The sequence below is a fragment of the Allobosea sp. 01N443 genome (assembly GCF_056399325.1).
Map to the genome: position 1 here is coordinate 1 of NZ_JBFTRC010000100.1, position 20660 is coordinate 20660.

17 protein-coding genes and 1 tRNA gene are annotated in these 20660 nt (G+C 63.8%); all 18 read right to left on the bottom strand.

What is annotated here, in order from left to right; translation table 11 throughout:
- On the bottom strand, positions 1-292 hold a 292-nt coding region (locus tag AC1DRP_RS22125), incomplete at its 3' end, for a GTP-binding protein (protein ID WP_476769550.1).
- A gap of 47 nt (positions 293-339) precedes the next feature.
- Complete coding sequence (fusA, locus tag AC1DRP_RS22130; RefSeq protein ID WP_476769551.1) at positions 340-2415, bottom strand: elongation factor G; 2076 nt, start codon at positions 2413-2415, stop codon at positions 340-342.
- 33 nt (positions 2416-2448) lie between these two features.
- Positions 2449-2919 (bottom strand): 30S ribosomal protein S7, encoded by a 471-nt coding sequence (rpsG, locus tag AC1DRP_RS22135; RefSeq protein ID WP_043237120.1) that lies wholly within the window; start codon positions 2917-2919, stop codon positions 2449-2451.
- A 72-nt stretch (positions 2920-2991) separates the two neighbouring features.
- A complete protein-coding gene (gene rpsL / locus AC1DRP_RS22140; RefSeq protein ID WP_038358286.1) occupies positions 2992-3363 on the bottom strand; it encodes a 30S ribosomal protein S12 in 372 nt (123 codons plus the stop codon).
- 574 nt (positions 3364-3937) lie between these two features.
- Positions 3938-5068, bottom strand: a complete 1131-nt coding sequence (locus tag AC1DRP_RS22145; protein ID WP_476769552.1) for a helix-turn-helix transcriptional regulator — start codon at positions 5066-5068, stop codon at positions 3938-3940.
- Between the two features lie 160 nt (positions 5069-5228).
- Positions 5229-9410 (bottom strand): DNA-directed RNA polymerase subunit beta', encoded by a 4182-nt coding sequence (gene rpoC / locus AC1DRP_RS22150; RefSeq protein WP_069880160.1) that lies wholly within the window; start codon positions 9408-9410, stop codon positions 5229-5231.
- Positions 9411-9536: 126 nt separating this feature from the next.
- Positions 9537-13658, bottom strand: coding sequence for a DNA-directed RNA polymerase subunit beta (rpoB, locus tag AC1DRP_RS22155; RefSeq protein WP_476769553.1), 4122 nt, complete (start codon positions 13656-13658; stop codon positions 9537-9539).
- Between the two features lie 274 nt (positions 13659-13932).
- Positions 13933-14310, bottom strand: a complete 378-nt coding sequence (gene rplL / locus AC1DRP_RS22160; RefSeq protein ID WP_476769554.1) for a 50S ribosomal protein L7/L12 — start codon at positions 14308-14310, stop codon at positions 13933-13935.
- Between the two features lie 53 nt (positions 14311-14363).
- The gene (gene rplJ / locus AC1DRP_RS22165) at positions 14364-14879 is read right to left on the bottom strand and encodes a 50S ribosomal protein L10 (protein ID WP_043237131.1); all 516 of its coding nucleotides are present in this window, start codon (positions 14877-14879) and stop codon (positions 14364-14366) included.
- A gap of 500 nt (positions 14880-15379) precedes the next feature.
- Positions 15380-16078 carry a 50S ribosomal protein L1 gene (gene rplA / locus AC1DRP_RS22170; protein ID WP_043237132.1) on the bottom strand — a complete coding sequence of 233 codons (699 nt, stop codon included), beginning with the start codon at positions 16076-16078 and terminating at the stop codon, positions 15380-15382.
- A gap of 13 nt (positions 16079-16091) precedes the next feature.
- Complete coding sequence (rplK, locus tag AC1DRP_RS22175) at positions 16092-16523, bottom strand: 50S ribosomal protein L11 (protein WP_476769555.1); 432 nt, start codon at positions 16521-16523, stop codon at positions 16092-16094.
- A 155-nt stretch (positions 16524-16678) separates the two neighbouring features.
- Positions 16679-17296 carry a cytochrome b gene (locus AC1DRP_RS22180; RefSeq protein WP_441508633.1) on the bottom strand — a complete coding sequence of 206 codons (618 nt, stop codon included), beginning with the start codon at positions 17294-17296 and terminating at the stop codon, positions 16679-16681.
- Entirely contained in the window at positions 17293-18903 is a 1611-nt protein-coding gene (locus tag AC1DRP_RS22185) for a methyl-accepting chemotaxis protein (protein ID WP_441508634.1), read from the bottom strand. Before AC1DRP_RS22185 ends, AC1DRP_RS22180 begins: the two co-directional genes overlap by 4 nt.
- Before the next feature lie 107 nt (positions 18904-19010).
- Positions 19011-19544, bottom strand: a complete 534-nt coding sequence (gene nusG / locus AC1DRP_RS22190; RefSeq protein WP_043237137.1) for a transcription termination/antitermination protein NusG — start codon at positions 19542-19544, stop codon at positions 19011-19013.
- A gap of 13 nt (positions 19545-19557) precedes the next feature.
- A complete protein-coding gene (secE, locus tag AC1DRP_RS22195) occupies positions 19558-19752 on the bottom strand; it encodes a preprotein translocase subunit SecE (protein ID WP_043237138.1) in 195 nt (64 codons plus the stop codon).
- Between the two features lie 146 nt (positions 19753-19898).
- Positions 19899-20192, bottom strand: a complete 294-nt coding sequence (locus AC1DRP_RS22200; RefSeq protein WP_441508655.1) for a hypothetical protein — start codon at positions 20190-20192, stop codon at positions 19899-19901.
- 106 nt (positions 20193-20298) lie between these two features.
- A tRNA-Trp gene (locus AC1DRP_RS22205) sits at positions 20299-20374 on the bottom strand.
- A 133-nt stretch (positions 20375-20507) separates the two neighbouring features.
- Positions 20508-20660, bottom strand: a 153-nt coding sequence (locus tag AC1DRP_RS22210; RefSeq protein WP_465248481.1) for an EF-Tu C-terminal domain-related protein, incomplete at its 5' end; no start/stop codon positions are given.

A 20660-nucleotide genomic window follows, 5' to 3' on the forward strand; every position in this document is an offset into this window, starting at 1 on the left:
GCGCCGCACCCGTGATCATGTTCTTCACGTAGTCGGCGTGGCCGGGGCAGTCGACATGCGCATAGTGACGGTTCGCAGTCTCGTACTCGACGTGAGCCGTCGAGATCGTGATGCCGCGAGCCTTCTCCTCAGGCGCCTTGTCGATCTGGTCATACGCCGTGAACGACGCGCCGCCCGACTCAGCCAGAACCTTCGTGATCGCAGCCGTCAAAGACGTCTTGCCATGGTCAACGTGACCAATCGTTCCGATATTGCAGTGCGGCTTCGTCCGCGCAAACTTCTCTTTGGCCATCGTAGCCTCCGTCAGATCTTGTTCAAATGTTCAGTCGAATGGGTGGATCAGGCGTACTTGGCCTGAACCTCGGCGGCGACCGCCGAAGGAACCTGCTCGTAGTGGTCGAACTGCATCGTGTAGTTGGCGCGTCCCTGGCTGAACGAGCGCAGCTGGTTGACATAGCCGAACATGTTCGCCAGCGGCACCATCGCGTTGACGACGACGGCGTTGCCGCGCATGTCCTGGCCCTGAATCTGGCCACGACGCGAGTTCAGATCGCCGATGACCGAACCGGTATAGTCTTCCGGGGTCACGACTTCGACCTTCATGATCGGCTCGAGCAGCACGGAACCGCCCTTCTGCAGACCTTCGCGAAGTGCAGCCCGCGAGGCGATTTCGAAGGCCAGGGCCGACGAGTCGACTTCGTGGAAGGCACCGTCGATCAACGTCACCTTGACGTCCACCACCGGGAAGCCGGCGAGCACGCCCGAACCGATAACCGAGTTCAGGCCCTTTTCGACGCCGGGGATGTATTCCTTCGGCACCGAGCCRCCGACGACCTTCGACTCGAACTCGAAGCCCTTGCCGGTCTCGTTCGGCTCGATGACCAGCTTGACGCGGGCGAACTGGCCCGTACCACCGGTCTGCTTCTTGTGGGTGTAGTCGACCTCGGCCTTCTTGGTCAGCGTCTCGCGATAGGCAACCTGAGGCGCGCCGATATTGGCGTCGACCTTGTAGGTGCGCTTCAGGATGTCGACCTTGATGTCGAGATGCAGTTCGCCCATGCCCTTCAGGATGGTCTGGCCGCTCTCCTGATCGGTCGAGACGCGGAAGGACGGATCCTCGTTCGCGAGCTTCGACAGGGCCAGGCCCAGCTTCTCCTGGTCGGCCTTGGACTTCGGCTCGATCGCGATCRTGATGACCGGCTCGGGGAACTCCATCCGCTCCAGGATGACCGCATGGGTCGGGTCGCACAGCGTGTCGCCGGTACGGACATCCTTGAGGCCGGCCAGGGCGACGATGTCGCCGGCAAAAGCCTCCTTGATGTCTTCACGGTTGTTCGCGTGCATCAGCAGCATGCGACCGACACGTTCCTTCTTGTCGCGCGTCGAGTTGATCACGCCGGCGCCGGTCTCGATCTTGCCCGAGTAGACGCGGCAGAAGGTGATCGTGCCGACGAAGGGGTCGTCCATGATCTTGAAGGCGAGCATTGAGAAGGGATCTTCGTCGCGCGGATGACGAACGGTCTCTTCTTCGGTCTTGAAATCGATGCCCTTGATGTCGCCACGATCGACCGGCGACGGCAGGTAATCGACGACCGCGTCGAGCAGGGGCTGAACGCCCTTGTTCTTGAAGGACGAGCCGCAGAGCACGGGGTGGAAGGCGCGACGCTGGACCGCGGTGCGGACCAGCTGGCGCAGCGTGTCGGCAGACGGCTCGGTGCCTTCGAGATAGGCTTCCATCGCCGCATCGTCCATCTCGACGGCGGCTTCGACCAGCTTGCCACGATACTCGGCAGCCTTGTCGACGAGATCGGCAGGAATCTCCTTCTCTTCGAAGGAGGCGCCCAGCGCTTCGCCGTTCCAGACGATCGCCTTCATCTTCACCAGGTCGATGACGCCGGCGAATTCCGCCTCCGAACCGATCGGGATCTGCAGGCAGACCGGCTTGCCGGCGACGCGGTCAATGATGTCCTGGACGCAGCGATAGAAATCGGCGCCGATCTTGTCCATCTTGTTGACGAAGACGACGCGCGGAACGTCGTACTTGTCGGCCTGGCGCCAGACGGTCTCAGTCTGGGGCTCGACGCCCTGGTTGCCGTCGAGCACGCAGACGGCACCATCGAGCACGCGCAGCGAACGCTCGACTTCAATGGTGAAGTCGACGTGGCCAGGGGTGTCGATGATGTTCAGGCGATGGTCGCGCCACAGGCAGGTCGTCGCGGCGGAGGTGATCGTGATGCCACGCTCCTGCTCCTGCGTCATCCAGTCCATGGTGGCCGCGCCATCATGGACTTCGCCGATCTTATGCGACTTGCCGGTATAGAACAGGATACGCTCGGTCGTCGTCGTCTTGCCGGCGTCGATATGCGCCATGATACCGAAGTTGCGGTACCGATCGATGGGATGGGAACGGGGCATGAGAGTGCTCTGTCTTTCGTCGGGTGCCGCGGATTACCAGCGGTAATGCGAGAAGGCGCGGTTGGCTTCCGCCATCCGGTGCGTGTCTTCACGCTTCTTCACCGCGTTGCCGCGGTTGTTCGCCGCGTCCATCAGCTCGGCCGAGAGACGCTCAACCATGGTCTTGTCGTTACGGCCGCGAGCAGCCGAGATCAGCCAGCGGATCGCCAGCGCCTGACGGCGCTCGGTGCGAACCTCGACCGGAACCTGGTAGGTCGCGCCACCGACACGACGCGAGCGAACCTCGATCGCCGGGGCGACGTTCTCGAGCGCGCTCTTGAAGACGGAAAGCGGGTCGCTCTTCGTCTTGCCTTCGATGATGTCGAAAGCGCCGTAGACGATCCGCTCTGCGGTCGACTTCTTACCTTCGTACATCACGGAGTTCATGAACTTCGTGACCACGATATCACCGAACTTCGGGTCCGGGATAACTTCGCGTTTTTCGGCGCTATGGCGGCGGGACATCGTCTAGTCTCCGGTCAAATCTCAAAAGCTGCGAACCGCCTCAGCATCAAGCCTCGGCGGTCGGGCAGAAAATCACTTAGGACGCTTGGCGCCGTACTTCGAACGGCGTTGCTTGCGGTTCTTGACGCCCTGCGTATCGAGCACACCGCGCAGGATGTGGTAGCGCACGCCGGGCAAGTCCTTGACGCGACCGCCGCGGATCATCACCACGGAGTGTTCCTGAAGGTTGTGACCTTCACCCGGGATGTAGCCAATGACCTCGAAGCCGTTGGTCAAACGCACCTTGGCAACCTTACGAAGCGCCGAGTTCGGCTTCTTCGGAGTGGTCGTATAGACGCGGGTGCAAACGCCACGCTTCTGCGGGCAGGACTCAAGCGCCGGAGCGGTGTTGCGCGCCTTGACGGGCGAGCGCGGCTTGCGGATCAGCTGGCTGATTGTCGGCATTCTGGCCTCTCGCTCCACTGAGCGGTTGGAATTCTTTTCGGTCGCTCCCCGAACCGGTCAAAGCCATGACATAAACGAAGCCGCGCCGTCGGCTCCCCTCGGGGGCCTCAGGCGCGCTCGCCATGCAGAGGAACACGGAACTCGTCCGCATTCATGCGTCTTGCCATGTCGTCAATCGACGCAGGAATTTACGACGGCGTTTCGGTCGCGAAATTCGCTCGCAGCAGAGGCAAGCGACAAACGTGTCCGACAACCGTCGACAGTGGCGCGCTTATGACTCAGGTGGAGATTCGCGTCAACCCCGAATTCGCATTCGCAGCGAAAGCGTTAACCACCACCCTGCTGAGGGCCGGCTCGGCCGTCATGGCCCCCCGGAGGTCGGCAGGCGGCTGAGGGTGAAGATCACCAATGCCGTCAGGGCAAGGTAGAGCGAAGCGCCGCGCAACACCACCATAGCCACTCCCCTCTTCCCAACCAATCATGCGTCGACGGGTTGCGGTCCAGGCAACTCCCATTTGGGAGCGGTGATCTTCGGGTGCGATTGCCGCAGTATGATCTCATCAGCCGAACGGGGCTAGCGCAGCACCAGTCTGGCCAGCAGGGCGGATAGCTCGCTCTGGCGGGAAACGCCCACCTTGGCGAAGACGCGCTTGAGCGTGGTCCGCGCCGTCTCCTCCGAGATTCCCAGGGCCTGGGACGCGTTGCGAGGGGCAAGTCCTGCGCCGACGAGCGCAGCGATCCGGGCCTCGGCCAATGTGAGGCCGAACAGGTCGCGCACGAGCGCCGGATCGGCGGGCTCGCCTGGCTGCGCGCTGGTCACGACGGCAATCACACTGGTCTCTGAGAGCATGCGCTCTACGCCCGTGGCAGTGGGTGTGCAGACCGGCAGGACATGCACGGCAAGCGTCCCGTCTCGATCCAGTCCGGGGATCAGCAGCGGCCGCGGCACCGCCGTCAAGGTATCGGCACTCGCCGCGCCCGCTCGTGCGATCGCTTCGGACAAGGCCTCCTGCTGCAGGACGGAGCGCGCCGCCAGTCGACCTTGCGAGATCAGCAACGCATCACCGCATAACTGCTCCGCGACGGGGTTTGCGAAAATCACATGACCGGCTGCGTCGAGCAGGAACACCCCGACGCTCAGCCGCGCTAGCACGTCGGCCARTGACTGCTGTGTCGCTTCCGCGGTAATCAGGCGGATGCCGAGCCTGAGCGCATTCTCGACATGCCGCCCCAACTGGCTGAGTGCTGCGAGCTCCTCCTCGACGAAGGCCGGCTTGCTGTCGGCGCGCTGGACCGAGAGCGCAACAGCGACATGGGGGTCCGGCGAGATGCTGACGCCTGCGAACCATTTCAGCCCCTGGCGCTTGAGGAACTGGCTGTAGAACGGCAGGGTTTCGAGTTCCTCGGACGTTGCGATGTGACGTTCGGTGATCGCATCGGTCCGGGTCAGGTATCCCCTCTCGCGCGAGCGGGCGAAGCGCACATCGTGCCGCCACCATTCGTCCCGGTCATACTCCTTCTGCCCCTCGGCGAGGCTCGGCGAGACAATGATCCCGTAGCTGCCATCGTCCCGCTGGTAGATCATCACGGCGCCGACATCGTCGAAGCAATCGGCAATGGTCTGCAGAGCGGCGGGCCAAAGCGACGGCGTGGCCGCGGCCGCATAGACCGCCTCCACCGCACTGACAAAGCGCTGACCGTCCATCGACGAACTCCCAACTGATTAACATGTTAGATCACAGCTGGTCGCGGAGGCGAAATTCTCCTTTCGTCGCTGAGGCTGCCATGAACAGGCCGGAGAGCCTGCGCCAAACAAAAAGGGCCGCCCGAAGGCGGCCCTTTCGCAAGTCGTGTTCAGCAGCGCCTTATTCGGCTGCCGGAAGCACGGCCGCAGCAGCTGCAGCCTTGGCCGCCGCATCCGCCTTCTGGCCGACGATCAGATCGTCGCGGCGCAGCGCCACCTGCTTGATCCGGGCAACCTGGGCGCCCGTGCCGGCCGGGATGAGCGAGCCGACGATGACGTTCTCCTTGAGGCCTTCGAGGGTATCGTACTTGCCGTTGACCGCCGCCTCGGTGAGGACGCGGGTGGTCTCCTGGAACGACGCCGCCGAGATGAAGGAGCGCGTCTGCAAGCTCGCCTTGGTGATGCCGAGCAGGACCGGAACGCCGCTGGCCGGCTTCTTGCCCTCTTCGCGCATCTTGGCGTTGATCTCCTCCAGTTCGATCCGATCGATCTGGTCGCCGGTGATGATGTCGGTATCACCGGACTCGGTGATCTCGATCTTTTGCAGCATCTGCCGGACGATGACCTCGATGTGCTTGTCGTTGATGCCCACGCCCTGGAGGCGATAGACCTCCTGGATCTCGTTGACGAGATAAGCCGCGAGCTCTTCGACGCCCTTGATCGCCAGGATGTCGTGCGGTGCCGGATTGCCGTCCAGGATGTAGTCGCCCATCTCGACGACGTCGCCGTCCTGGAGATGGATGTGCTTGCCCTTCGGGATCAGGTACTCGAGCCCGTCCGAGCCGTCATGCGGGGTCAACGTGACCCGGCGCTTGTTCTTGTAGTCCTTGCCGAAGCCGATGACACCGGCCTTCTCGGCGATGATCGCCGCATCCTTCGGACGACGTGCCTCGAACAGTTCCGCCACCCGCGGCAGACCGCCGGTGATGTCACGGGTCTTGGCCGAGTCGGTCGAGACACGGGCGAGCACGTCGCCTGCCTTGGTCATCTGGCCCGGCTCCATCGAGATGATGCCGTCGACGGGCAGGATGTAGCGGGCTTCGCCACCGCGGGCGAGCTTCGCAACCTTGCCGTCAGGGCCGTGCACCGTGATCGCCGGACGCAGATCCGACGTCCGGGCCGACCCACGCCAGTCGATGACGACGCGCTTGCTGATGCCGGTCGCCTCGTCCGTCGTCTCGGTGATCGACATGCCGTCCACGAGATCCTCGTAGCCGACAGAGCCGTCCACCTCGGCCAGGATCGGGCGGGAATAGGGATCCCACTCCGCCAGGCGCTGGCCGCGCTTGACCTTGTCGCCTTCGTCGACCCGCATCTTCGAGCCGAACTGGACACGGTGCACCGCGCGCTCGGCGCCGTCCGGACCGACGATCACGATGGCGATGTTGCGCGCCATGGCGATCAGGTCACCATCCGAGTTGCGCGCCGCATTGCGGTTGCGGATCTTCACCGTGCCCTCGAAATTGGACTCGATGAACGACTGGTCCGCGATCGTCGCCGCGCCGCCGATGTGGAAGGTACGCATGGTGAGCTGCGTGCCCGGCTCGCCGATCGATTGTGCCGCGATGACGCCGACCGCCTCACCCATGTTGACGGGCGTGCCGCGGGCAAGATCGCGCCCGTAGCAGGTGGCGCAGACGCCGTTCTTGGTCTCGCAGGTGAGAACCGAACGGATCTTCACCTCCTGGACGCCGGCGGCGTTGATCTTCTCGATATGGCTTTCCTCGATCATCGTACCCTTCGGCACGAGGACGTTGCCATCGATATCCGTGACATCTTCCGCCGCAGAGCGGCCGAGGATGCGGATGCCGAGCGAAGCCACGACCTGACCGGCATCGATGATGGCGCGCATCTTGATGCCGTTATCCGAGCCGCAATCGACCTCGGAGATGATGGCATCCTGCGCCACGTCGACGAGACGGCGGGTGAGATAACCCGAGTTTGCCGTCTTGAGCGCGGTATCGGCCAGACCCTTACGGGCACCGTGCGTCGAGTTGAAGTACTCGAGCACGTCCAGGCCTTCCTTGAAGTTCGAGATGATCGGGCTCTCGATGATCTCGCCGGACGGCTTGGCCATCAGGCCGCGCATGGCGGCGAGCTGGCGCATCTGGGCCGGCGAACCACGGGCACCCGAGTGGCTCATCATGTAGATCGAGTTGATCGGCTTATCGCGGCCGTTCTCGTCCTTCTTAACGGTCGAGATGCGCGCCATCATCTCCTGGGCGAGCTTGTCGGAGCACTTCGCCCAGGCGTCGACGACCTTGTTGTACTTCTCGCCCTGAGTGATCAGGCCGTCCTGGTACTGCTGCTCGTAGTCCTTGGCGAGCGCACGGGTGGTGTCGACGATCTCCCACTTGTTCTCCGGCACGACCATGTCGTCCTTGCCGAAGGAGATGCCGGCCTTGAAGGCGTGCTTGAAGCCGAGGCCCATGACGCGATCGCAGAAGATGACCGATTCCTTCTGACCGCAGCCGCGATAGACGGCGTCGATCATTCCGGAGATCTCCTTCTTCGTCATCAGGCGATTGACGACGTCGAAGGTCACGGCCGGGTGCTCAGGCAGCGCGGTCGAGAGGATCACGCGGCCGGGCGTGGTGTCGTAGATCTTGGTGTAGGACTTGCCGTCCTGGCCGACGCCGGTCCAGCGATATTTGATCTTCGAATGCAGCGTCACGACCTTCTCGTGCAGCGCATATTCGAGTTCGCCGAAATCGCCGAAGATCTTGCCCTGGCCCGGCTCGCCATCCGAGATGATCGAGAGGTAATACAGGCCGAGCACGATATCCTGCGACGGCACGATGATCGGCTGGCCGTTCGCCGGGTGCAGGATGTTGTTGGTCGACATCATCAGCACGCGCGCTTCCAGCTGCGCCTCGAGCGACAGCGGGACGTGCACGGCCATCTGGTCGCCGTCGAAGTCGGCGTTGAACGCGGCGCAGACCAGCGGGTGAAGCTGGATCGCCTTGCCTTCGATCAGCACCGGCTCGAAGGCCTGGATGCCGAGACGGTGCAGCGTCGGAGCGCGGTTCAGCAGCACCGGATGCTCGCGGATGACCTCGTCCAGGATATCCCAGACTTCCGGCTTCTCCTTCTCGACCAGCTTCTTGGCCTGCTTGACCGTGGTCGAGTAGCCCTTCGCATCGAGACGCGCATAGATGAACGGCTTGAACAGCTCGAGCGCCATCTTCTTCGGCAGGCCGCACTGGTGCAGCTTCATCTCCGGGCCGACGACGATGACCGAACGGCCGGAATAGTCGACGCGCTTGCCCAGCAGGTTCTGCCGGAAGCGGCCCTGCTTGCCCTTCAGCATGTCGGCGAGCGACTTCAGCGGGCGCTTGTTGGCACCCGTGATGACGCGGCCGCGGCGGCCGTTGTCGAACAATGCGTCGACCGATTCCTGCAGCATCCGCTTCTCGTTGCGGATGATGATGTCCGGCGCACGCAGCTCGATCAGGCGCTTCAAGCGGTTATTGCGGTTGATGACGCGGCGATAGAGATCGTTCAGATCCGAGGTCGCGAAGCGGCCGCCATCCAGCGGCACCAGCGGACGCAGATCGGGCGGGATCACCGGAACGATGGTCATCACCATCCATTCCGGCTTGTTGCCGGATTCCTGGAACGCCTCGATGATCTTGAGGCGCTTCATCAGCTTCTTGGGCTTCAGCTCCGAGGTCGTCGTCGCGATCTCGTGCTTCAGATCCATGTTGATCTTGTCGAGATCGAGCGCGCGCAGCATCTCGCGGATGGCTTCCGCGCCGATCATCGCCGTGAAGGTGTCAGCGCCATACTCTTCCTGGCAGCGGACATACTCCTCCTCGGACAGGAGCTGACGGTCCTTGAGGGGCGTCAGGCCCGGCTCGATGACGACATACGACTCGAAATAGAGCACCCGCTCGAGCTCCTTGAGCGGCATGTCCATCAGCAGGCCGATGCGCGACGGCAGCGACTTCAGGAACCAGATATGGGCAACCGGAGCGGCGAGTTCGATATGGCCCATGCGCTCGCGTCGGACGCGTGCGAGCGTCACTTCGACGCCGCACTTCTCGCAGATCACGCCCTTGAACTTCATGCGCTTGTACTTGCCGCACAAGCACTCGTAGTCCTTGATCGGCCCAAAGATGCGGGCGCAAAACAGGCCGTCGCGCTCGGGCTTGAAGGTACGGTAGTTGATGGTCTCGGGCTTCTTGATCTCGCCATAGGACCACGACAGGATCTTTTCCGGGCTCGCGATCGAAATCTTGATCGCGTCGAACGCCTGCTGTGTCGGCTGCTGGCCGAAAAGGTTCATGACCTCTTGCTTCATCGCCTGTCTCCTGCCGCCGGCGGGGGAGTGAACCGCCCTGCCCGGCCATCATGCGAATAAGCCGGCGGCGTGAGTGTCGCCGGCATGCTGTGTTCGTCTCGAGGCGGCCCGTTTGGGCCCGCCCCCTTATTCGGCAGCTTCGGCCGGCGGCAATTCGCCCGGCTTCTGCTTGTTGCTGATCAATTCGACATTGAGGCCGAGCGAGCGCATTTCCTTGACGAGAACGTTGAAGCTCTCGGGGATGCCCGCCTCGAAATTGTCCTCGCCGCGCACGATCGACTCGTAGACCTTGGTGCGGCCCGCCACGTCGTCCGACTTCACCGTCAGCATTTCCTGAAGGGTGTAGGCGGCGCCGTAGGCTTCGAGCGCCCAGACCTCCATTTCGCCGAAGCGCTGACCGCCGAACTGCGCCTTGCCGCCCAGCGGCTGCTGGGTAACGAGCGAGTACGGGCCGATCGAACGCGCGTGGATCTTGTCGTCGACCAGGTGGTGCAGCTTCAGCATGTAGATGTAGCCGACCGTGACCTTACGATCGAAGGGCTCGCCGGTCCGTCCGTCATAGAGCGTGACCTGACCGGACTTGTTGAGCCCCGCCTGCTCGAGCAGATGCTCGATGTCCGACTCCTTGGCGCCGTTGAAGACCGGGGTCGCGATCGGAACGCCGCGGCGCAGGTTCTGGCCCATCTCGACCAGCTCCGCATCGTCCATCGACGCAACGATCTCGTTGTCGCCATACACGGCCTCGAAGCTTGCCCGCAGAGCCTTGCCGTCATGCGCCTTCTTGTAGACGTCGATGGCCTTGGCGATCTGCTTGCCGAGACCGGCAGCGGCCCAGCCCAGATGGGTCTCCAGGATCTGACCGACATTCATGCGGCTCGGCACGCCGAGCGGGTTCAGCACGATGTCGGCATGGGTTCCGTCCTCGAGGAAGGGCATGTCCTCGGCGGGAACGATGCGCGAGACGACGCCCTTGTTTCCGTGACGGCCGGCCATCTTGTCGCCCGGCTGGATCTTGCGCTTCACGGCGACGAAGACCTTGACCATCTTCATCACGCCCGGAGGCAGTTCGTCGCCGCGCTGCAGCTTCTCGACCTTGTCGAGGAAGCGCTGCTCGAGGCGCTTCTTCGACTCGTCGTACTGCTTCCGCATCGCCTCGATTTCGGTCATCAGGGCGTCGTCGCCGACGGCGAACAACCACCACTGCGAACGCGGGAACTCGCTCATTCCCTCGCGGGTGATGACCGTGTCCTTCTTGAAGCCCTTCGGACCAGCAAGGCCGGTCTTGCCGGTCAGGATCTCGGCCAGACGCGCAAAGGTGTTGCGGTCCAGGATCGCCTGCTCGTCGTCGCGGTCCTTGGCAAGACGCTCGATCTCCTCGCGCTCGATCGCCTGGGCGCGCTCGTCCTTGTCGACGCCGTGGCGATTGAACACGCGCACTTCGACGATGGTGCCCTGCACGCCCGGCGGAACACGCAGCGAGGTGTCGCGGACATCCGAAGCCTTCTCGCCGAAGATGGCGCGCAGAAGCTTCTCTTCCGGCGTCATCGGGCTTTCGCCCTTCGGCGTGATCTTGCCGACCAGGATGTCGCCCGCAGCGACTTCCGCGCCGATATAGACGATGCCGGCTTCGTCGAGGTTCTTCAGCGCCTCTTCCGAAACGTTCGGAATGTCGCGCGTGATTTCCTCAGGGCCCAGCTTCGTATCGCGGGCCATGACCTCGAATTCCTCGATATGGATCGAGGTGAAGATGTCTTCCGAGACGATCTTCTCCGAGAGCAGGATCGAGTCYTCGAAGTTGTAGCCGTTCCASGGCATGAACGCGACGAGCAYGTTSYGGCCGAGAGCCAGTTCGCCGAGCTCCGTCGACGGGCCGTCGGCGACGATGTCGCCCTTCTTGATCATGTCGCCGACGCGCACCAGCGGACGCTGCGTGATGCAGGTCGACTGGTTCGAGCGCTGGAACTTCTGCAGACGGTAGATGTCGACGCCCGGCTTGGTCGGGTCCATCTCGTCGGAGGCGCGGATAACGATACGCGTCGCGTCGACCTGGTCGACGACGCCGGCGCGCCGGGCAGCGATGGCGGCACCCGAGTCACGGGCGACGACCGCTTCCATGCCGGTGCCGACGAAGGGCGCGTCGGCACGAACCAGCGGCACCGCCTGGCGCTGCATGTTCGAGCCCATCAGCGCGCGGTTGGCGTCGTCGTTCTCAAGGAACGGGATCAGCGCGGCGGCGACCGAAACGAGCTGCTTCGGGGACACGTCCATGAAGTCGACCTTGTCGACCGGCGTGACGATGACTTCACCGGCGCGGCGGCAAACGATCAGGTCGTCGGTCAGACGGCCGCTCGCATCGGTCGCGGCGTTCGCCTGGGCGACGTTGTACTTCGCCTCCTCCATCGCCGAGAGATAGATGATCTCGTCGGTGAGCTGGCCGTCGCGGATGCGGCGGTAGGGGCTCTCGATGAAGCCGTACTTGTTCACCCGCGCGAAGGTGGCGAGCGAGTTGATCAGTCCGATATTCGGACCTTCCGGCGTTTCGATCGGGCAGATGCGGCCGTAATGGGTCGGGTGCACGTCGCGCACCTCGAAGCCGGCGCGCTCGCGGGTCAGACCACCTGGGCCAAGCGCCGAAAGACGGCGCTTGTGAGTGACTTCCGAAAGCGGGTTCGTCTGGTCCATGAACTGCGAGAGCTGCGACGAGCCGAAGAACTCGCGCACGGCGGCAGCCGCCGGCTTGGCGTTGATCAGGTCCTGCGGCATCACCGTGTCGATATCGACCGACGACATGCGCTCCTTGATGGCGCGCTCCATGCGCAGCAGGCCCAGGCGGTACTGGTTCTCCATGAGCTCGCCGACCGAGCGCACACGGCGGTTGCCGAGATGGTCGATGTCGTCGATCTCGCCCTTGCCGTCGCGCAGGTCGACCAGCGCCTTGACGACCGCGAAGATGTCCTCCTTGCGCAGGATGCGCACGGTGTCCTCGGCGTCGAGATCGAGACGCATGTTCATCTTCACGCGACCGACGGCCGAAAGGTCGTAGCGCTCCGAGTCGAAGAACAGCGACTGGAACATGTTCTCGGCGGTCTCGAGCGTCGGCGGCTCGCCGGGACGCATCACGCGGTAGATGTCGAACAGCGCTTCCTCGCGGCGCGAGTTCTTGTCCACGTTGAGCGTGTTGCGGATGTAGGGACCGACCGTGATGTGGTCGATATCCAGCACCGGGATCTCGTCGAAACCTTCATCGGTCAGGAGCTTGAGCAGCTTCTCGCTGATCTCCTCGCCCGCCTCGGCGAAGACCTCGCCGGTCGCCGGATTGACCAGATCCTCGGCAATGTACTGGCCGTAGAGATCCTCGTCGGTGGCGCGCAGGAACTTCAGGCCCTTCTCGGCGAGCTGGCGGGCGGTACGGGCGACCAGCTTCTTGCCGGCCTCGACCACGACCTCGCCGGTGTCGGCGTCGATCATGTCGACCGTCGCCTTGAAGCCCTTCATGCGCTCGGCGTCATAGGGAACGCGCCAGCCCTGCTTATCCTTGGCGTAGGCGATGTGGTTGTAGAAGCGGCTGAGGATCTCCTCGCCGTCCATGCCGAGGGCGAACAGCAGCGACGTCACCGGGATCTTACGCTTCCGGTCGATACGCGCGTAGACGATGTCCTTGGCGTCGAACTCGATGTCCAGCCAGGAGCCGCGATAGGGGATGATGCGCGCGGCAAAGAGCAGCTTGCCCGACGAATGGGTCTTGCCCTTGTCGTGWTCGAAGAACACGCCCGGCGARCGGTGCATCTGCGAGACGATGACGCGCTCGGTGCCGTTGACGATGAAGGTGCCGTTATCCGTCATGAGCGGCATGTCGCCCATGTAGACATCCTGCTCCTTGATGTCCTTGACCGACTTCGCCTGGGTGTCGGGATCGATATCGAACACGATCAGGCGCAGCGTCACCTTGAGCGGGGCCGAGAAGGTCATGCCGCGCTGACGGCATTCGTCGACGTCGTATTTCGGCGGCTCGAAGGTGTATTTCACGAATTCAAGCAGCGAAGCGCCAGCGAAATCGCCGATCGGGAACACCGACTTGAAGACGGACTGCAAGCCCTCGTCGGAGCGGCCGCCCTTGGGCTCGTCCACCATCAGGAACTGGTCGTAAGACGCCTTCTGAACCTCGATGAGGTTCGGCATCTGCGCGACTTCCTTGAGTTTTCCGAAGAACTTGCGGACGCGTCTGCGGCCCTGGAGCGAATTGACCATGTTGTTCCTCGCGATCTCTCTCGGACGGCTCACCCGGCGGCCCGCTCACGGACCAGTCTTGGCAGCCACAGGCCGCCGGGGGAGCCGTTCGGCGCTTCGGCGCGCCGACATCAACTGAACTGGCCTTCCCGATGGGGCTCGTGCCCCGGAAAGCCTCTTGCATTCCTTGCGCCGCATTCCGCTTGCCGGAAACGACGCAACAGCCCCGGAGGCGGAAGACCGCCCCGGGACTGTCGTGTACGACTAGGGTCGGACCGGCATCAGCCGGCCCTGCTCACTTGAGCTCGACCTTGGCGCCGACGGCCTCGAGCTGCTTCTTGAGCTTCTCGGCCTCGTCCTTGGTCACGCCTTCCTTGAGCGGCTTCGGAGCGGCTTCCACCAGATCCTTGGCTTCCTTCAGGCCGAGACCGGTGATGGCGCGGACTTCCTTGATCACTTCGATCTTCTTGTCGCCGGCGGCGGCGAGAACGACAGTGAACTCGGTCTGCTCTTCAACAGCGGCAGCCGGAGCGCCACCGGCCGGGCCAGCCGCAACGGCGACGGCGGCAGCGGCAGAAACGCCCCACTTCTCTTCGAGAAGCTTGGCGAGGTCAGYGGCCTCGAGGACGGTCAGGGAGGACAGCTCGTCAACGAGCTTAGCAAGATCAGCCATGGTATGTTCCTACGATAAAGAGGTTCGAACGTTGATCAGGTTGGCAGACGGCCTCAGGCCGCATCCTTGTCGGCATATGCCTGAAACACGCGAGCGAGCTTTGCAGCAGGCGCGGTCGAGAGCTGGGCGATCTTGGTTGCCGGGGCCTGGAGAAGGCCGAGCAACTTGGCGCGCAGTTCGTCGAGCGAGGGCATCGTGGCCAGGGCCTTGACACCATCGGGGTTCAGGGAGGTCTTGCCCATCGCGCCACCGAGGATGACAAGCTTGTCATTGTCCTTGGCGAAAGCGACGGCGACCTTCGGCGCCGCGACCGGATCGCTGGAATAAGCGATCAGGGTGGGGCCCTTCAGCAGGGGGCTGATGGACGCGACGTCGGTGCCTTCAAGAGCGATCTTGGCCAGCCGGTTCTTTGCGACCTTCACAGTGGCGCCATTGGCCTTCATCTCACGACGAAGCTTCTGGAACTGTGCCACCGTCAAGCCCGCATAGTGGGCCACGACAACGACCGACGTGTTTGCGAACACGCCGTTCAGTGTCGCGACGGCATCATTCTTTGCCGCTCTTTCCACTGGGCTCTCTCCGGTAGGCGGCAAGACGAAACCTTGCCGCCAGTTGCACTTGTCGCGCAGGCTAGGCCGATTGACACCGGCCGGTCACATGCGCGACGCTCAGTGCCCTGTCCCCTTCCCCGGCATCAGCCACGGTCGGGCGAGATGGTTCGAACCGTCTCGAGGTCTCTCGACCTCGGGTAAGCTCTTGCACCGTCTATGCAGGCCTCTTGGCGAAATTATGCCCTCGGGCGAACCCGAAGCGCACCTGCAGTCTCAGACAGGACTGGGTGATTCCGGCGCGAAGATCGCTCCGCACGCCCGAAAAACCCATTCTTCGACGGTAAACCGTCGAAAAACGCGAAACGGACCTCCTCGTGCAAAGCACGCGGAAGCCCTGATCACTTATGGAAACATCGGGATGTCATAGCGACTTCCCTCGCTTCTGCCAAGTGGTGTCTTGATCCCGCGAGATCAAGACGAGCTTGCGGCCGGCGCGAAGCCGGCCGCATGGAAGCCTATCAGCCGCCCAGAACCGTGTTCGGCTCGATCTTGACGCCCGGACCCATGGTCGAGGAGATCGCGACGCGCTGGACATAGGTGCCCTTGGCGCCGGCGGGCTTCGCCTTGGCAACCGAATCCGCGAAGGCACGGATGTTCTCTTCGAGCTTCTCAGCCGTGAACGAGACCTTGCCGACGGCAGCATGCACGATGCCGGCCTTCTCGACGCGGAACTCGACCGAGCCACCCTTGGAGGCTGCAACCGCGCTGGTCACGTCCATGGTCACCGTCCCGACCTTCGGGTTCGGCATCAGGCCGCGCGGGCCGAGCACCTTACCGAGGCGGCCGACGAGCGGCATCATGTCCGGGGTCGCGATGCAGCGATCGAAGTCGATCGTKCCCTTCGAGACGATGTCGACCAGCTCCTCGGCGCCAACGACGTCGGCCCCGGCCTTCTTGGCCTCCTCGGCCTTGGCGCCACGAGCGAACACGGCGACGCGCAGGACGCGGCCCGAGCCGTTCGGCAGGTTGCAGACGCCACGGACCATCTGGTCGGCGTGACGCGGATCGACACCGAGATTCATCGCAACTTCGACGGTCTCGTCGAACTTGGCGGTGGCGCGGCCCTTGATCAGGGCAACGGCTTCGGTGAGCGGGTAGAGCTTGGTGCGGTCGATGCCCTCACGGGCCTTGACGACGCGTTTTCCGACGTGTGCCATTGATCCGTTCCCCTCAGCCCACGACTTCCAGGCCCATGGACCGGGCAGAACCCCGGATCATGGCCACGGCCGATTCGACGTTATCGCAGTTCAGATCGGCCATCTTCTTCTCGGCGATCTCCTTGAGCTGCGCCGAGGTGACCTTGCCGACATTGCCGCCGCGACCCGGGGTCTTCGAACCCGAGGTCAGGCCGGCCGCCTTCTTGAGGAAGTACGAAACCGGCGGCTGCTTCATCTCGAAGGTGAAGGAGCGATCCWGATACGCGGTGATGATCACCGGGATCGGCATGCCCTTTTCCATCTGCGCGGTCTTCGCATTGAAGGCCTTGCAGAATTCCATGATGTTGAGGCCGCGCTGACCCAGCGCCGGACCGATCGGCGGCGACGGATTGGCCGCGCCCGCCGGAACCTGAAGCTTCACGTAGCCCGTGATCTTCTTTGCCATGATGGCTGCTCCTGCCGTCCGAACCGGTGCCTACCGGAACGACGACGACCCCTCCCGGACAAAAAGCGTCCCGGGCCGGGGTGGTTGCAGAGCGTGGTGCGGCGAGGACTTCCGGTTGGCAAACCGGCACGCCTTCCACGCATGTGAGGCGCGGCCTATGGCATACTCGTGAACGAAGGGGAAGAGCTTTCGCGCTGCGGCATCTTCGCGGCCGCCCTTGAAGGGCGCCCCGCACCCCGCTGGACATAGTCGCCGAGCGCAATGCCGATGTGCAAGACGACCAGCCCCATCAGGACGAAGGCAAGCCAGGCATGGCTTTTGAACAGTGGCTCGGAATAGCCGGCCCCTTCCGGCCAGATCGCCGGCAGCGTCAGGCCAAGGGCGAGTTCCCGCGCACCAAAATCGGACACGCCGGCCCAGCCGAGCATCGGCACGATGATCAGCGCGGCATAGAGCACGCCGTGGACCGCCCTGTCTCCGCCCCCTTCCCGCCAGTGTCCGGTCAGGCGCGCCAGCACCCTGTAGGCCATGCGGAAGAGCACGAGCCCGAACAGCCCCGCACCGGTCGTCTTATGCAAGGCGTAGAGCGTGTCCGCCATCGGCCCATCGCCGATCTGCTTCATCAAGACACCGGAGCAGAAGAGCACGAGGACCAGCACCGCGGTGGCCCAGTGCAGCAGCTTTGCCAGGAACGGGAAGCTGCGTTGCCCCGCGCGATGCGCGGCGGCGCCCAACACAAGCCCCTCCCGGGACGGCGATATCGACATGGTCATGCGCGCATCCGTTGGGTCTCAGACATGAAGCCATCGACGGTCTGACGGAGTTCGGCAGCCTGGCGGCCGAGATCGGCAGACGCGTGCGTGACCGTCTCGGCAGTCCGACGCCAGTCCTCGACCATGCCGGCGACCTGTTCGACCTGATCAGCCACGAGGCGGACATCGCCGGCGGTCTTGCTTGTGCTCTCGCTGATCGAGCGAGAGCTCGCATCCTGCTTGCGCGCCAGATCGGCGATCGAATCGGCAGCGCGCTCCACCTGGTTGACCGAGGTGACCAGCGCACCGACCCGCATGGTGATGCGCTGAGCCGCGACATTGATCGAATCGAGCCCGCTCCGGACCTGATAGGTCGCTTCGGCGGAGCGGTTTGCCAGCTGCTTGACCTCGGCTGCAACCACGGCGAAGCCGCGGCCGCTCTCTCCGGCCCGGGCCGCCTCGATCGTGGCGTTGAGTGCGAGCAGATTGGTCTGGTTCGCGACCGTACCGATGATCTTGATGATCTCCGAAATTGCCCCAACCGCCTCGCATAGCACCACCGTATCGGCCGTGGCCTCCTCGACCAGCACCTTGGCGGCGGTCGCAACCTCGGTCGTCCGCTGTGCCTCGCCAGCCGTCGTCGTCAACAGGCGCGAGATATCGATCAGCGAGCGCGAGACATCATCGACATGGGTCGAGGCCCGCTGCGTCGAGCCGGCTGCGGCGGCCGCTCGCTCGTCCACGGAGCCCGAAAAGCGTGCGAGCTCGCCCGACGCGCCCGACATGCGCGCCGCATGTTGCTCCAGCACCGTTGCAATCGAAGCGATGCGCTGCTGGAAGGCCTGCCCCTGCAATTGGAGACGGTCACGCCGCTCGACCTCGTGCGACAGCACCTCGAGACGCTGTTTGGCCGCCTCCTGCTGGGCCTGCTCGCCGCGCAGATGGGCCAGCAGCGCCCGCGCCAGCATGCCGATCTCATCGCGCCGGATCGCCAGCTTGCCGATCCAGGCCCGGTCCCGCTCGACCGAGCCCAGGGCGCGCGCCATCCCGGTGATCGGCCGCACCAGCCAGCGATATTCCAGCGCGATGACGAGAACGACCAGGAACATGCCGAGCAGCGACAGCAGCAGCTTGTTCTGCCGGGCGTTGTCGACATGCAGAGCCAGCCGACCGCTGACCTCGGTCATGCCCTCGTTCAAGGCGACGCGCAGTTCGTTGCGCTTCGCGGCGAGCCGCTTCAGCGATTCGCGCGCTCCGATATGGTCCGATCCGACCTGCCCCGACAGCTCTCCGAGAAGATCGACAGCCTCCTGGGCGCGCGCATGGACGGAGCCGTGAAGGCGCATGGCGATATCGGCGACGCTCCGCGCCACCACTTCGATATCGGCTTTCTCCGCGGGCGGCCCGCTATCGGACAGAAGCGAGGCGTTCAGCCGCTGATAGGCGGAATCGGCCTGGGCGAGCGCATCACCCGCGCCAGCATACGCCACCAGATCCCGCGAGAATTGCGTMAGGCGGATCGAGCTGACGACATCGGCGGCGGCAAGGAGAAGCGCAACAAGACCAAGCAGCGCGCCCCAGACGGCAAGACGCTGACCGACAGTTGCCTTGAAGCTCTTCGGAAACATGCAAGCCCGCGCCGGATTTTCGGCGCGGACCTTGCGTCAGCATCGCTTAAAAGTGCCTTAACCAACAAGCTGCCGCAGAAAAATGCGGCCCTCGTGCAAGAGCGCGATCAGATCTTCTCGACCTGGCCGTATTCGAGCTCGACCGGCGTGGCGCGGCCGAAGATCGAGACCGCGACCTTGAGGCGGGCGCGTGCGTGATCGACGTCTTCGACGACACCGTTGAACGAGGCGAAGGGGCCGTCGGCAACCTTGACCTGCTCGCCGACCTCGAAGACCACCGTCGGCTTCGGGCGTTCGATGCCCTCGGCGACCTGGCCCTTGATCCGCATCGCCTCATGCTCGGGGATCGGCATGGGCTTGGCCTTGTCGGCCCCCAGGAAGCCGGTGACCTTCGGCGTGTTCTTGATCAGGTGATAGACCTCGTCGGTCATCTCGCACTTCACCAGGACGTAGCCCGGGAAGAACTTGCGCTCGGCGTCCACCTTGCGGCCACGACGAACCTCGACGACCTTCTCGGTCGGGACCAGCACCTCGTCGAACTTGTCGGCGAGATTGCGCTGCGCCGCCTGATCGCGGATCGACTGCGCGACCTTGTTCTCGAAGTTGGAATAGGCGTGGACGATGTACCAGCGGGTGCTCACGTCAAAACTCCGCTCAGCGTGCGCCAAGGATGAAACCGAGCGACCAGCGAATGATCGTATCGGTAAAGAGGAAGAACAGGCTCGCAGCCACGACCATGGCCAAGACGAGGCCGGTGGTGATCAGTGTCTCGCGCCGCGACGGCCAGGTAACCTTCGCGGCCTCCGAGCGCACCTCCTGCAGGAACTGGAAGGGGTTGGACTTCGCCATTGAGTGGTCACCTCGGTTTCGGGCCGCGCCCGATTCGGACGTCCTGAAAGATTCGCGGCGCGGGGCTCAGGGAGCCGCGCGCCGTCATGAGGCCTCTTACAACGCTCCGGCACGTTAGCCAAGCGCTTTTGATCCGAGCGCTCTCGTCAACCTCGGGGCGCTGCGGGCTTGCGGCAGGCGATCAGCAGGAAGGGCGGACGTTCGCGCTCCCTCGCCCACTCCGGATGTTCGCCGACCTGATCCGGACCGCCCCCCCATTCCTCGAGATGGGTCAGGATGAATCCGGCCGTCAGCAGCAACTGGAGATAGGTTCCGATCGTTCTATGCTGCTTGATGATGCCCTCGGCCGGCCAGTTCGTCCGGCGCGGCCCTTCGTCAAGATAGGGCCCGACCGGCCATGTCGGCGCAGTTCCGGCAGGAGGCGGCGCAGCGCATCCCACTCGGGCGCACCGTCAAGACCGTGGATCGAGCGTGGAACTGGCTGTAACCTTGGAAAAAGTCTCGTCGTCGTAGATGTTCTGCGTCATCGCAGTACGATCGCGAGACTGGCAGGGGCGGCAGGGCTCGAACCTGCGACACCCGGTTTTGGAGACCGGTACTCTACCAACTGAGCTACACCCCTGTAGTCGCGCAGTGCTTTGCCCCAACCCGCCGCGCATTTCAAGTCGAAAAAGAACCGATGTCGACAAGGCTGTGAGCAAAAAGAAAGGGCGGCGTTTCCGCCGCCCCTTCCGAACGCGATGGCGCGCTGTCGATCAGGCGATGATGCTGGCGACGACGCCGGCGCCGACGGTCCTGCCGCCTTCGCGGATGGCGAAGCGCAGCTTCTCCTCCATCGCGATCGGCACGATCAGGTGCACTTCCATGGCGATGTTGTCGCCAGGCATCACCATCTCGGTGCCCTCAGG